Origin of the sequence: Cellulomonas sp. H30R-01 (genome assembly GCF_010119915.1) — a bacterium.
Taxonomy (GTDB): Bacteria; Actinomycetota; Actinomycetes; order Actinomycetales; family Cellulomonadaceae; genus Cellulomonas; species Cellulomonas algicola.
Genome location: NZ_CP048210.1, coordinates 3,644,075 through 3,656,862, shown reverse-complemented (window position 1 = coordinate 3,656,862; position 12,788 = coordinate 3,644,075). Strand labels below are relative to the sequence as shown.

The window sequence follows — 12,788 nt, the reverse complement described above, 5'->3', positions numbered from 1 at the left end:
TCACGGGCTGGTCACCCCGGCAGCAGGGTCGACCGCAGGAGCCGTGGTCGGCTGCGGGGCCGGCAGGAGCGGGGTCGCCGTCGGCGTGGGCGTCCGGGTCGGCTCGTCGGCCTGCTCCTCGGCGTCCTGCTCGAGCATCCGGACCAGGTCGCGCGCGTCCTCCAGGGACGTCGCGTGGATCGTCTGCTCGACGCGTCCGCGCAGGTAGGCGGAGCCGAGGTCGTCCATCGACGTGCCCGACCGCTCGACGACCGTCGACAGCGCGACCGGGCCGAGGGTCTGCGGCAGGCCGCGGAGGATCACGACCTCACCGTCCTGGTCCGCGACGTAGTACTGCGTCTGCGTCCACAGGTAGCCGAGCACCAGCACCGCGGCCGTCAGGAGACCCGCGAAGGTCCACACGAGCCCCGGGCGCAGGCGGCGACGCCCGACGGGCTCGTCGTCGTCCTCGTCCTCGTCGCCCACCGCGCTCACCGTGACGGGGACCGCGGGCAGGTCGGCCGGGTCGTCGTCCTCGTCGTCCGCGGGGTCCTGCGACGTCTTCTGCCGCGCCGCCGACTGCGTGAGCGACGCCGCGCGCGCCGCCGGTCCGTCCGCCGCCGACGTCGGGTTGTTGCGGGTCGTCGCCGCCGCCCCCACGACCGTCGCGGCCGTCGTCGGGCCCGCACCGTCCGCGACGTCGTCGAGCTCGATGACGTCCGCCAGCACCACGGTCACGTTGTCGCCGCCGCCCGCGCGCAGCGCGAGCTGCACCAGCCGGTCCGCGCACGCGTCGACGTCCGCGATCGTGCGCAGCGTCTCCTCGATCGTGTCCGCGCTGACGAAGCCCGACAGGCCGTCCGAGCACAGCAGCCAGCGGTCGCCCGGACGCGCCTCCCGGACCGACAGGTCGGGCGTGACCTCCGCGTCGAAGTCGCCCAGCACGCGCATCACGACCGACCGCTGCGGGTGGTGCTCGGCCTCCTCCGGCGTGATCCGGCCGATGTCCACCAGGTGCTGCACGAACGTGTGGTCCGTCGTGACCTGCGTCAGCACGCCGTCCCGGAACAGGTACCCCCGCGAGTCACCCAGGTGCACCATCGCGAGCTTGTTGCCCGCGCGCAGGATCGCGATGACCGTCGTGCCCATGCCCGCCAGGTCCGGGTCCGCGTCGACGCGCGCCAGCAGGTCGTCGCGCGCCGACTCCAGTGCCGCCTCGAGCTGGTCCAGCGCGTCGTCCGGACCGTGCGACTCCCCGTCGAGCGGCGCGAACGCCGCGACCGCGACCGACGACGCCACGTCGCCGCCCGCGTGCCCGCCCATGCCGTCCGCGACCATGAGGAGGTGCGGACCCGCGTAGGCGGAGTCCTGGTTGTTCGTGCGCACGAGCCCGACGTCCGAGCGCGCCGCATACCTGAGGGCGACGGTCACCGGGTTACCTCTGCAGCTCGAGCACGCTCTGTCCCACGCGGACCGGTGTACCGGTCGGCAGGGGGATCGGTCCGTCGACGCGCTGGTCGGCCAGGAACGTCCCGTTCGTCGAGCCGAGGTCCTCCACGAACCACTGGCCGTCCTGCGGGAAGACGCGCGCGTGACGCGAGGAGGAGTAGTCGTCGTCCAGGACCAGCGTGCACGACGGCGCGCGGCCGATGAGCACCGGCGCCGACCCGAGCGGGACGATCGTGCCGCGCAGCGGACCCTCCGTCACGACCAGCTTGCGCGGGCCCGAGCCGCTGCGCGCCGCACGCGGGGTGCGGACGGGGGCGGACGCGGCCGGGGCGGGGGCCGCCGCGGGGGTGGGGGCGACTGCGGCCGCGTCGACGGGCTGCGGACGGGCCGGCGCGGCCGACGCCGCTCGGTTGGCCCGGCGACGGTCCGTGATGCGCGTGCCGTACAGGTCGCGGCGCAGCACGCCGATCGCCGACAGCACCAGGACCCACAGCAGTGCGAGGTACCCCAGCCGCAGCAGGGTGATCGTCAGCTCACTCATGCGCCGGCGTCACTCGTCCAGGTCCGGCTCGCCGCCCGTCCAGAACAGGATCCGGGTGCGGCCGATCATGAGGGTGTTGCCGTCGACCAGCGTCGCCGCCGGGACGTGGTGCCCCTCCACGTACAGGCCGTTCGTCGAGCCCATGTCGGACGCGATCACGCCGTCCGGCGTCACCCGGATCTCCAGGTGGCGGCGCGAGACGCCCGGGTCGTCCACGATGATGTCCGCCTCCGAGCCGCGGCCGATGACCGTCACCGGGCCCGTGAGGATGTAACGCTGGTCGTCCACGATCAGCAGCGGGTGGCGCGACGTCGGCGCCGTCGCCGCAGCCGGCGCGACCGCGCCGCGCACCGTCGCGCTGTGCACCCGGAACCGACCCGTCTCGAGGTCCGCGTCCTCGCCGAACGACACCGTCACCGGCCCGACGAACGCGTACCGCTGGCTCGCGGCGTGCTCGGTCACGGTCGCGGCGAACTCGTCCGCCATCGCCTCCGCGCCCCACTCCTCCACATGGTCGTAGTCGGCAGACGCGAGCTCGATCGTGAACTCGTTCGGCACCACCGTGCGGTCGCGTCCCACGACCGCCGCACGGTCGTCCAGCTCCCGGCGCAGCGCGCTCGCGAGCTCCACCGGCTTCAGCTCGCTGCGGAAGGCCTTGGCGAAAGCGTTGTTCACGACGCGCTCCACGCCGTTCTCGAACTTGTCGAGGAAGCCCACGCCCACCTCCCTTACCCGTGCTGTGCCGTGGCGGCGCCGATGGTCGGTGGCCGTCCTGGACGTTGATGGTATCCGTGCCGCGCCCGCCACGGCCGGGTGAGGCGGGTGTTGTCGTGGGAGGACTCGGGGGAGGTCCCGTGCGGTGGTGCGTCGCGGGGTGCGTCCGAGCGTGTCGGGGGCGCCCGCGCGGGCGTCCTCGCACGTCATCGGGGCGAGTCGGGAACCACCCCGGCGCCGTGCTAATGTTCTCCGGCGCGCGCGAGTGGCGGAACGGCAGACGCGCTGGCTTCAGGTGCCAGTGTCCGAAAGGGCGTGGGGGTTCAAATCCCCCCTCGCGCACAGATGTGGTGGTTCCCGAAGGAACCGCCCGAGCAGTACCGAGACTCCCGGTCAGGGTTCCTGGCCGGGAGTTCTCGCGTTCGTGGGGTCTTGCGGCGGGTCGGGGCCGGTCGTCGGGCAGCGAGGAGCCCCGCCGAGCGGCTCGACGGGGCTCCGGGCTGCGGGATCGACGGTGACCGGGCGCGTCCTGGCCCGCGTCGTCCTGCCTCAGGGAGACGTGCGCGCCCGGCGCCGCAGCAGGACGAGCGCCCCGCCGACCACGATCAGGCCGAGTGCGGTCGGGAACATCCACGGCTCGGAGAAGCCCGTCGCGGGCAGCCTCCCGCCCCAGGCGGCGCCGGTGCGCTGGGCGACCGTGCGGCTGCCGGAGCCTCCCGACGGACCGGCGGGGTCGGCGGGAGCCTGTGCGCCGGCGCCGGAACCCGGCGGGTTCGCGGGCACGGGCCCTGGCGGGTCGACCGGGCCGGGGCCCGGCGGGTCGGTCGGCTCGGGGGCGATCTGGACGATCGGACCACCGCCCAGCCACGCCATGCTCTCCGCGCCCTCGGCGAAGGTGCCGACGGCGTCGCCGGCCTGGGCGGCCTGGGCGGCGAGAGGCACGCTCACCGCGTCGTAGAGGGAGGACTGCACGGTCGCCGGCAGGGTCGGGTGCGCCTGCTGGAACTGCTCCGCGGGCATCGCCTCACGCGGCGTGTCCGGGAGCGTGACACCGCCGACGATGTCCATCCAGTACTCCATCTCCCCGAACGTCCACTCGTACCGGAAGAGCGGCGTGCTCAGCTGCTCGAGGTACTCGTCGAAGACGTCCTGCGGGTCCCACGCCGTGCGCGCCGGCCAGGCCGAGACGTCACCGGAGCCGATCACGTCGTGGAACGCGCCCGGGCGCTCGGCGTCGCGCTCCGTCAACCACTGGGCGGCCACCCGGGACGTGTACACGCGACGCAGGTCCGCGTACTCCGGGGCGGTGTTCACCCGCTGCTCGAGCAGCGGCGCGAACGTGTCGGCGATCCGCTGCGTGTTGCGGTCCACGACGTCCTGCGGCGCGTCCTCGCAGAGGTCCTCGACCTGGCCCGGGGGGCGCCAGTCGATGTCCATCGGCTCGTACCGGGCCGCCAGGGGCGCGTCGAGGATGTACAGCTGGTCGCCGTCCTCGCGGACGGTCGCGGGCTTGGGCTCGACCCACATCCGGTACGACCCGTGGCAGATCAGGCCGTCGGAGGTGCGCTCCATGGAGTCCCAGAACGCCTTGCCGTGCTCCGTCGCCGGGTCCATTTAGGCGTTCTGCGTCTCCTTGAACCGCAGGTCCGCCTGCAGCAGCACGCGCCCGGCGTCGGTGGTCGCGAACTGCGGGTCGATGATCGACTCCGGCGTGTCCGGGTTGAGGTTGACCCAGAACTGGCTCTGGTCGAGGGACAGCCAGGTGAACAGCGCGTCCGAGGACAGGTCGAGCGCGGCCTCGCCCCCGTACCCGGGCTCGGCCTCGCCGTCGTCCGGCAGCTCGGCGGCGGAGAAGGCGTACCCGAAGTCCTTGGTCTGCGGGTTGTCCGACACGTAGTGCAGCTCGAGCGACGTCCAGTCGATGCCGCCCGGACGCCGCGGACCGAAGCCCTGGCGGCGCTGGTCGTTCGCGAAGTCGTCCGCGAGGCGCCGTGCCTCGCGCGCGTCGGCGGCGGTCCGGCCCGAGCGCTGGGCGAGGTCCTTGGCGGCGCCGCCGGTCGGCCTGTTCGGGTCGGGGTTCATCGAGCTGTTGCCCGGGTTCGCCGCCGGGTTCTGCAGGCGTGCGGTGGACTCCAGCACGACGTACCGCACGCCGTGCTGGTTCATCAGCCGGACCTGCCCGGGCAGCGGCTCCTGGCTGAAGACGTAGTACACCTTCCAGCCCGACCCGCGCATGAGCGCCTGGTCGGCCCGCAGCTGGTCGAGCTTGAGCGGCGATCCACCGGACTTGAGCTCGTAGGCGACCTGCCGGTTGCGGTTCACGGAGTCGTACCGGCGGTCGTACCCGAGGTTCTTCTCCTTCGCGAGCTGCGTGTCCTCGCACATCCAGTCCGGGCCGCCGAGCTTCAGGCGCCGCCCGACGTTGCGGTGGAACCCGTCGCCCCGCGAGTCGTTCGCCATGTTCGGGATGTACGTGTTGCGCCAGCGCTCCCACTCCCACTCGCCGCCGCTGGTCGTGTACTCCTTCCAGCGCCGGAGCATGTGGTCCTCGGACCCGGCGGGGAAGCCCTTGTAGTCGCCCTGCAGCGCGTCGAGCTCCGCACCGGTCGGCGCCGCACGGTTCCGGTACGCCTCGGCGGGGTTCTCGTACGTGTAGTCCGGGATCTTCTCCTTGTGCCCCGCCGGCACGTTCTTCCCGCCGGGCAGGCCGTCGTCGCCCGCGATGCCGTCGATGCCGTCGATCAGCTCGTCGCACTGGATGTCGAAGCGGGGTGCGGCCTCCACCTCGCCGACCGGGACGAGCACGACCGTGACGGCGAGCGCGAGCCCGGCGGCAAGACCGAGCAGGCCTCGGAGCCGGTCACGGCGCCGGTCCGGGCGCGGGAGGTTGCTTCGTGGCACGTCCATCTGGGCCCCCTGAGACCAGCGACGACGCAAACCCCGCCAGGCTGTCGCAAACCACTCAGAACGGTCAAGGAGCTACTGGGACCGCTCCCGCTCGACCCGACGTCAGCGGGCGTCGACGGCGGCCGTGGTGCGCGCCGCCGCGTTGGAGGCCGGGGGCCGGTCGACGCGTAGGCCGGCCGCGAAGGCGACGACGGCGTCGTGCAGGTCGTCCGCGTACTGCGGTGCGGACGTCGTGCCGGTGACCACGGCGAGCCAGATGCTGCCGGGCACGGGGGCGGCGACCTGCGACGTCGAGCTGAGAGCGCCCGTCACGGTGCGCTCGACGCGGCGCGCGACCAGGCCGGGCCCGATGCCGGTGTCCACGCGCTCGTCGCTCTGCACGACGAGCCGCGCCAGGGTGAGGTCCGCCCGCAGCGGGGCGGTGCGGAGCCACGTCAGGGAGATCGTGCTGACCTCGGGCTCGGAGGTCACGTCCCCCGCCGAGCCCAGACGCAGCAGCGTCACCACAGCACCGCTGCCCGCGCTGGCCCGGGCCACCGACACCAGCACCGCGGCCGCGCCGCGGCGACGACGCTCGTCGAGCGCCGCCCACAGGGGAGTCCGTGCGACGAGGCCGACGAGGTCGTCGCGCATCGACGGCGCGTCTCCTCGCAGGGCGTGCCAGCCCTCGGGCGCGGTCACACCGAAGCCGAAGGGGGGCCGTGAGGGGACGCCCGGCAGGCCGGGTCCCGGGGAGGTGCGCTCGACGCTAGGGTGCACACCCGGACGATCCCATACGAATCGACCCGCGACGCGCAGGGGGTGACGACGTGACCGACGAGCTGACCCGGGCGCAGGGCCGCGTCGACGACCTGCGCCTGCTGCTGCGACAGGTGCGCGAGGCGCGCGAGGGCGTCCCGTCCCTGCACCGCGCCGCCGAGGCCGTCGGGTCGGCCGGCACCTGGACGGGGACGGCGGCCGACCGGCTGCACCGCGACGAGCTCGCGCCGGCCGCCGCCGCGCTCCCGCGGACGCTGGTCCGGATCGAGGAGGCCGTGGCGGACGAGCTCGCGCACGCCGAGCGCGCCCTGGGGCGGGCACGCGAGGACGCGGAGGGCGTGGCGTGACGCGTCTCGTCGAGGTCTGCCCGGAGGCGCTGTCCGGGGTCCGCTCGGACGTGGCGGCGACCCGCGACGCGGTGCGCGACACGGTCGGGCCGTTGCGGCACCGGATGGTCGCGCTGGGTGTGCCGACCGGGGCGATGGACGAGGCGCAGACCATGGCGGATCGTCTCGGGACGCACGTGCTGGGCACGCTCGACCCGTACGTCGCGCGCGCACGGGACCTGGCGGCGATGCGCTACGACGGCGCCTTCGGCGCGACCCTGCCGGTGGTCGACGACCCGGACCCGTTCGTCCCCGCCAGCCCGTTCACCCAGACCGCGCTCGCCGGCGGGGGATCGGCCCTGACGTGGAGCGCGGCACCCGTCGAGGAGCAGGAGGCCGACGAGCGCGACACCGAGAGGTCCCGCGGGATCGACGACTGGTTCGGCGACCGCTGGGACGACCTGTCGGGGGCGGTGTCGGACGGTGTCGACCGGTTCGCCGACGTCGCCACCGACGCCTGGGACGGCGTGCTGGACGCGGGTGGGCAGGTCGCTGACTGGTGGGACCGGACCAGCGGCGATCTCGGCGGCTGGATCGACGAGAACCTGGACGGGCTGCGCGACTTCATCGGGGATCACGTCGCGGTGTTCCGCGTCCTCGCCTCGGTGTGCCGGGTCGTCGGGTGGGTCGTGGTGGCCGTCGGGGCGGTGCTCACGATCGCGCTCGCGATCATCGGCGGCATGGGCGGGGCCGCGATCGGCGGCGTGTTCGGCTTCGGGGTCGGCGCCGTCCCGGCCGGAGCCGCGGGTGTCGTCGCGGGACTGTCCTTCGGGCTCAAGGTCGTCGGCGTCGGCTTCACCCTCGTGTCCGTCGGTGACTTCCTCGACGTGGCGGCCGACTGGGGCGAGGGCACGATCGACGGGCAGCAGCTCGTCCAGCAGGGCAGCCTCGAGCTCGCCCTCGCCGTGACGTCGCTGCTGGGTGCCGGCGCCGTCGGGAAGATCCTGCAGAAGACCCTGCGGCACCTCCCGGCGTCGTGGCGTTCGGCGCTCGACGACCTCTTCTCCCGCCCGGCGCCGACGCGGCCCCGCGCCCCGTTCACGTCGTCCGACCCGTTCGTCGCCGACGCCGCCAACGCGATCGAGGCCGCGTTCCCGGGACAGGTCCGGGACATCAACAACCTCGTGCCGATGAGCAACGGGCTCTCGCGCGAGGTGGACGTCGACCTGGGCGATATCGTCGTCCAGGTCAAGGAGGGCAACGCGCGAGGGCTGACCGGCCAGATCCTCAAGACCGAGCAGACGACAGGCCGCCGGACGATCGGGTTCGCCCCGGACATGCCCGACGGGGCGTGGCAGGCCGCCGCGAGGCAGGGCATCCCGATCGCGCGGTCGCTCGACGAGCTCGTCGCCATGGTGGGAGAGATGCGGTGAAGGGTGCGCTCGTGCTGAGCGAGGACGCGGGCCTGTTCGAGGTGGCCCGCGACGTGATCGTCGGTCGGGGCGGGACCGCGGTCGAGGACACGGCCCAGCTCCGGGGGCCGGACGGCTTCCTGCTGACGCTCTTCCGCGACGAGTACCCGGGCGACGACTTCCGCGAGCAGCCCTTCACCCCGGCCGACGGCGTCGAGGACGTCCCGCAGATGACGCAGGTGCACGGTCTTCCCGTCGAGTGCCGGTCCGAGGTGCTGTTCGTCGACGTCGTCCGTGCGATCTCGGCCGCCGCCGCGGGGCCTGTGTGGGTCCTGGACAACGAGTCGGTCCTCTGGGCCGCGGAGCAGCTGGACCCGACGACGATCTCGCTCTGAGCCCGACAGGCAGAACGGCGCCCGAGCCGCAGGGACCAACGTCCGTCGGAGGTCAGCGGCCCGTCTGTCGCGTGTCAGCGGCTCGAGGCCATCACGCGCGTGAGGGCGGCGACCTTGTCGAGGCACGCCTCGAGGCCGGCGGCCGACAGGTCGCGTGACGCCTCGGTCGCGTAGCCGCGCTCGGTCACGGTGATCCGCGTCCCGTCGTCGGCGGTCTCGAACGTCACGACGTGCGGGACGGGATCGGGGACGCCGTCGAGGCCGGAGGCGGCCGGGCCGACGTGGTGCCCGTCGGCGTCGACGAACCGCAGGTCGTAGCGCAGCTCGTGCGGCTCGTCGACCAGCGTGTACGTCCACGCGGTGTACGTCGTCGCGCCGCCGATCTCCGCGGGTGCGCGCATCCCGAGCAGCGACGTGCCGCCCTCGCGGACGTCGAGCACGGCGACGGGACAGGTGAACGGGCCCGGGCACCACCACTGGCGGACCAGGCCGGGCTCGGTCCACACGCGCCACGCGTCGCGCGGGTCCACCGGGACCGTCCGCGCGGCGACGACGTCGTGGGTCTGCTGGGTCTCGGGCATGGCGTCCTCCTCCTGGGTCCGACGGTCGTGGAGTACGGACCCGCAGCGCCGCGAGGACTCACCGGCCGGCGCCGCGGTGGCCGCTGCGACGCGGACGAGCGGCTCGACCGACGACGTCGTCGTCACCGAGTACGACGACGTGACGCCCGTCTTCACCGAGGACGTCGCGGTCACGCCCGTCGTCGAGGAGGACGTGGAGGTCGTCGTCACGGACGTGCCGCCCACCGGGACCCTGCCCGCGACCGAGGACGGGACCGACCCCGGCACCCGGATCTGACCGTCAGCCGCGGGATCAGCACGCCGTCGTGGCACAGTCGCGCGTCAGACGCAGGGGCGGCCCGCGACCGCAGCCCGTCAGCGTCGGAGCAGGGTGTCCTTGATCTGGACGCCGGTGGACGTGACGGACACCGTGAGTGCGCCGCCCAGCTGCTCGCTCGAGCAGGCGATCGCCACGAGAAAGCCGTCGTGGTGCGACGACACGGACACGGTGTCGACCGATTCCCGGGTGATCTCGACGATCACGGTGCCCGCGGCGTCGCTCCAGACGACGTGCACCGATCCGGCGATCTCGTCCCACGTCAGCTCGACGGACGCGACGCCCGCGGCGTCGAAGGTCACCGTGCGGACCCACGGCTCGTCACCGACCTGAGCGTCCAGCCCGAGCTCGGCGAGCTCGAGCGCGGTCGGTGCGGTGAGGGGCGACGCCATCATCTTCCTCCCACGGGGATGATCGGGGTCAGACGACAGCCGTCGTCGGTGACCTACCAGGCGGTCTCCAGCGTGAGCAACCCTCCCGGTCCGACCAGGGGGCTGGACGTGCGGACGGCCGCCGGTCACGTGGACCGGCGGCCGTCGTCGCACCGCGGGAGGTCGCGCCGTTCACGGCGCGCGACCCGTGCGCGTCAGGTGCAGGGCGTCCCGTTGACGGTGAACGCCGTCGGGGCGGTGTTCGTGCCGCTGTACGAGCCGTTGAAGCCGATGCTCGTCGAGCCCCCGGCCGGCACGGAGCCGTTCCACGGCGCGTTGGTGACCGACACGGTCGACCCCGACTGGCTGTAGGTCGCGCTCCAGCCCTGCGTGACCTTCTGGTCGCCCGGGAAGGTGAAGCCCAGCTGCCACGACGACCACGGCGACGTCGAGGTGTTGGTGACCGTGATCGACGCGGTGAAGCCGGTGCCCCACGAGTTCGCCGTGTAGGAGACGCGGCACGCGCCCGGCGGCGGGGTGGTGACCTCGGGGAGCGTCCGGAAGGTGACGCTGGGCGACAGCGCGGAGAGCTGCCCGGCGGTGTCCTTGGCCCGGACCGTCAGCACGTGGTCCGTCCCCGGCGCGAGGCCGGTGAGCGTGACCGACGGGGTGCTCGACGTCGCCACGACGGTGCCGTCCTGCGCGCGCAGGACGTCGTAGCCCGTGACGCCCTTGTCGTCGGTCGACGCCGGCCACGTGAGCGTGGCCCCCGTCTGCGTGATCGCCGACGCGACCGGGAGGCCCGGCGTGCTGGGCGGCAGGTCGGTCGTGGAGCCGGTGGTCCGCACGGTGACCGGCGACGAGTCGGAGGACAGCCGGGCGTTGTTGCGGGCGCGGACGACGAACGTGTACGAGGTGCTCGGCGTCAGGCCCGTCACCGTCGCCGAGGTCGTCGTCGTCGACGCCACGACCTGCAGCGCGTCGCCAGCGACGCGGATCACGTCGTACCCGGCGATCCCGCTCTCGGGGTCGCTCGACGCGGTCCAGGTGAGCGTCACCGACGTGTCCGTGACGGCGTTCGCGGTCGGCGTGCCGGGCACAGTCGGCGGCGTGGTGTCGACGGCCGGCGTGCTGCCCGCGTGCTCGGCCGCCCAGCTCGCGAGCCAGGCCAGCGCCGAGTTCCAGTTGATCGCGACCTCGTTCACCGAGTACGCCTCGATGTGGTCGACGAAGCACTTCTGGGCCGCGCAGCCGCCGAGCTGGGCCGCGGCGATCGGGTCCTGCAGCTCGCTGTTCGGGCCGCCCGAGAACGACCCCGGCGGCGCGATCGGCAGCGACGCGTCGGCCTGGTGCGCCCAGAACCGGTGGTGCACGTTCTGCACGGCGCGCTCGCCGTAGCCCGCGATGTACGACTGGTTCAGGGGGTTGCGACCCTGGAAGTAGTCGAGGGCCGCGTAGACGCCCGTCCGGTACTTCGCCTGGCCGGTGAAGTCGTAGGCCAGCGCGAGCGCGTTCGCGTTGTTGGCGACCTGGCCGTTCGAGCCCCAGTAGTAGACGGACCCGGCGTTGTTCGGCGCGGGGTACGCCTGGGCGTTCGCACGGGCGAGCGCGGCGTCGGCGAACGACACGATCGCGGCGCGGGTCGCGGCGACGTCGGCGGCGGGAAGACCCGTCGGGACCAGCGCGAGCGTGGTGTCGCCGAGCCCGCCGGTCCAGCCCCAGTCGTACCCGCGCTGCGCGAAGCTGCCGCCCTTGTACAGCGACGAGCCGGTGACGTCGGCGCGGTAGGTGTCGGAGCCGGTCGTCGCGTAGAGCTCGGCGGCGGCCCAGTAGAACTCGTCGGTCACCGAGCTGTCGCTGTACGCGCCCCCGCCCGTCCCGTCGGTGCTCGAGGCGAGCCGGTTCGGGTTGGCCTTGGCCGCCGCGTACGCGGTCTGCGCCGCCGCGAGGGCCTTCGCGGAGAACGTCGGGTCGATCGTCTTCCACAGCCGTGACGCCTGCGCGGCCACCGCGGCCATGTTGAGCGTCGCCGCGGTGCTCACCGGGGACAGGAGCCGGCGCTGGCTGTCCCGCGCGGGGATCGTCGGCAGCGCGGTCCAGTTCTCGTCGTGGATCTTGTGGTGCACCATCCCGGCGTCCGTGCGGCCCGCCGGCACCTGCATGCGGAGCAGGAACTCGACCTCCCAGCGCGCCTCGTCCAGCACGTCCGGGGCGCCGTTGGCGCGCTCGGGGATCGCCATCGTGCCGTCGGCGAGCGCCGTGGCGTCGGCGCCCGCGACGTGGAGCGTCCGCTCGTACGCGTTCTGCAGCTGCCACGTGGCGATGCCGCCGTTCACGACGTACTTCCCCTGGTCACCGGCGTCGTACCAGCCGCCGCGCACGTCGAGGCTGTACCCGCACGACTGCCGGCACGGCACGCTCGTGTCGCCCTGGTTCGGCGCGACGCCCAGGTGCCCGGCAGCCCGCGCGTACGTGCCGCCGACGTACTGCGACTCGATCGCGATGCCGCTGCGCTGGTGGTAGAAGAACGCGAGCGCGTCGTAGCGGAGCTTCTTGACGGGGTCCGCGGAGATGTCGAAGGGCAGGCTGCTCGCGCCGCCCGCGGACAGGACGTAGCCCGCGCCCGGGGTGTCGAAAGCCGAGAAGTCGATGAGGTGCGTCGAGTCACCGGAGAGCGCGTCCGCGCCCCGGACGGTCGACTGACCGGATGCGACGGTCGTCCCCGCGGCGTTGCGGAGCGTCCACGCGACCGGCGACGTCGACGTGCTGACGAGCGTCGCGACCTTGGCGACGCCCGGGACGTAGGCGACCTGGTTGACCTTGACCTGCGAACCCGGGTCGGGGGCGGCGAACGCCGCCTGCGGGGCGACGACGCCGCACACGGCCAGCGCGGCGGCGACCGCGACGGCGGCGACGCGGGCCCGGCGCGGCCCTCGGGGGTGGGTGTTCCGTGACATGGCGGTCCTTCGTTGGACGGACGTCGGGTGGGCGGTCACCCGCGAGGAACCGGCCGGCCAGGCGGTCGTCGCAGGCACGCT

13 protein-coding genes and 1 tRNA gene are annotated in these 12,788 nt (G+C 73.6%); 5 read left to right on the top strand and 9 right to left on the bottom strand.

Annotated features, from left to right (window positions below; all coding sequences use genetic code 11):
• Genes GXP71_RS16380 through GXP71_RS16370 form a run of 3 tightly spaced genes read right to left on the bottom strand, consistent with a single transcriptional unit; the run spans position 1 to position 2,686 of the window.
• The gene (locus GXP71_RS16380; RefSeq protein ID WP_162353515.1) at positions 1-1,410 is read right to left on the bottom strand and encodes a PP2C family serine/threonine-protein phosphatase; all 1,410 of its coding nucleotides are present in this window, start codon (positions 1,408-1,410) and stop codon (positions 1-3) included.
• Positions 1,411-1,414: 4 nt separating this feature from the next.
• Positions 1,415-1,969, bottom strand: a complete 555-nt coding sequence (locus GXP71_RS16375; protein WP_162353514.1) for an FHA domain-containing protein — start codon at positions 1,967-1,969, stop codon at positions 1,415-1,417.
• 9 nt (positions 1,970-1,978) lie between these two features.
• Positions 1,979-2,686 carry a DUF3662 and FHA domain-containing protein gene (locus GXP71_RS16370; protein ID WP_162353513.1) on the bottom strand — a complete coding sequence of 236 codons (708 nt, stop codon included), beginning with the start codon at positions 2,684-2,686 and terminating at the stop codon, positions 1,979-1,981.
• A gap of 256 nt (positions 2,687-2,942) precedes the next feature.
• Here GXP71_RS16370 and GXP71_RS16365 point away from each other — a divergent pair.
• Positions 2,943-3,025: transfer RNA gene (locus GXP71_RS16365), tRNA-Leu, on the top strand.
• A gap of 207 nt (positions 3,026-3,232) precedes the next feature.
• Here GXP71_RS16365 and GXP71_RS16360 read toward each other — a convergent pair.
• From GXP71_RS16360 to GXP71_RS16350, 3 genes are all read right to left on the bottom strand, one after another.
• A complete protein-coding gene (locus GXP71_RS16360; protein WP_162353512.1) occupies positions 3,233-4,297 on the bottom strand; it encodes an LPXTG cell wall anchor domain-containing protein in 1,065 nt (354 codons plus the stop codon).
• Positions 4,298-5,590 (bottom strand): hypothetical protein, encoded by a 1,293-nt coding sequence (locus tag GXP71_RS16355; RefSeq protein ID WP_162353511.1) that lies wholly within the window; start codon positions 5,588-5,590, stop codon positions 4,298-4,300.
• Between the two features lie 102 nt (positions 5,591-5,692).
• Positions 5,693-6,223, bottom strand: coding sequence for a hypothetical protein (locus GXP71_RS16350; RefSeq protein WP_162353510.1), 531 nt, complete (start codon positions 6,221-6,223; stop codon positions 5,693-5,695).
• Between the two features lie 176 nt (positions 6,224-6,399).
• Here GXP71_RS16350 and GXP71_RS16345 point away from each other — a divergent pair, with 176 nt between their 5' ends.
• From GXP71_RS16345 to GXP71_RS16335, 3 genes are read left to right on the top strand one after another with little or no spacing between them, the layout of a single operon-like run.
• On the top strand, positions 6,400-6,696 hold the full coding sequence (locus GXP71_RS16345) for a hypothetical protein (RefSeq protein ID WP_162353509.1): 297 nt from the start codon (positions 6,400-6,402) through the stop codon (positions 6,694-6,696).
• Complete coding sequence (locus tag GXP71_RS16340) at positions 6,693-8,108, top strand: hypothetical protein (RefSeq protein ID WP_162353508.1); 1,416 nt, start codon at positions 6,693-6,695, stop codon at positions 8,106-8,108. Before GXP71_RS16345 ends, GXP71_RS16340 begins: the two co-directional genes overlap by 4 nt.
• Before the next feature lie 11 nt (positions 8,109-8,119).
• Positions 8,120-8,482 carry a hypothetical protein gene (locus tag GXP71_RS16335; protein WP_162353507.1) on the top strand — a complete coding sequence of 121 codons (363 nt, stop codon included), beginning with the start codon at positions 8,120-8,122 and terminating at the stop codon, positions 8,480-8,482.
• 74 nt (positions 8,483-8,556) lie between these two features.
• On the opposite strand, the gene GXP71_RS16330 is transcribed toward GXP71_RS16335, so the two are convergent.
• Positions 8,557-9,063: an SRPBCC domain-containing protein gene (locus GXP71_RS16330; protein ID WP_162353506.1), complete on the bottom strand. Its 507-nt coding sequence runs from the start codon at positions 9,061-9,063 to the stop codon at positions 8,557-8,559.
• Positions 9,064-9,139: 76 nt separating this feature from the next.
• Between GXP71_RS16330 and GXP71_RS16325 the strand changes: the two genes are divergently transcribed.
• Positions 9,140-9,340: a hypothetical protein gene (locus tag GXP71_RS16325; protein WP_202924273.1), complete on the top strand. Its 201-nt coding sequence runs from the start codon at positions 9,140-9,142 to the stop codon at positions 9,338-9,340.
• 77 nt (positions 9,341-9,417) lie between these two features.
• Here GXP71_RS16325 and GXP71_RS16320 read toward each other — a convergent pair whose 3' ends face one another.
• Together GXP71_RS16320 and GXP71_RS16315 are read right to left on the bottom strand one after the other, a co-directional pair.
• A complete protein-coding gene (locus GXP71_RS16320; RefSeq protein ID WP_162353505.1) occupies positions 9,418-9,771 on the bottom strand; it encodes a hypothetical protein in 354 nt (117 codons plus the stop codon).
• A 194-nt stretch (positions 9,772-9,965) separates the two neighbouring features.
• Complete coding sequence (locus tag GXP71_RS16315) at positions 9,966-12,707, bottom strand: glycoside hydrolase family 9 protein (protein ID WP_162353504.1); 2,742 nt, start codon at positions 12,705-12,707, stop codon at positions 9,966-9,968.
• Positions 12,708-12,788 lie beyond the last annotated feature (81 nt).

Coding starts and splice junctions, on each gene's coding strand:
- GXP71_RS16375 (WP_162353514.1), bottom strand. CDS start 1,969: ATGAGTGAGCTGACGATCACCCTGCTGCGGCTGGGGTACCTCGCACTG.
- GXP71_RS16360 (WP_162353512.1), bottom strand. CDS start 4,297: ATGGACCCGGCGACGGAGCACGGCAAGGCGTTCTGGGACTCCATGGAG.
- GXP71_RS16355 (WP_162353511.1), bottom strand. CDS start 5,590: ATGGACGTGCCACGAAGCAACCTCCCGCGCCCGGACCGGCGCCGTGAC.
- GXP71_RS16350 (WP_162353510.1), bottom strand. CDS start 6,223: ATGCGCGACGACCTCGTCGGCCTCGTCGCACGGACTCCCCTGTGGGCG.
- GXP71_RS16330 (WP_162353506.1), bottom strand. CDS start 9,063: ATGCCCGAGACCCAGCAGACCCACGACGTCGTCGCCGCGCGGACGGTC.
- GXP71_RS16320 (WP_162353505.1), bottom strand. CDS start 9,771: ATGGCGTCGCCCCTCACCGCACCGACCGCGCTCGAGCTCGCCGAGCTC.
- GXP71_RS16315 (WP_162353504.1), bottom strand. CDS start 12,707: ATGTCACGGAACACCCACCCCCGAGGGCCGCGCCGGGCCCGCGTCGCC.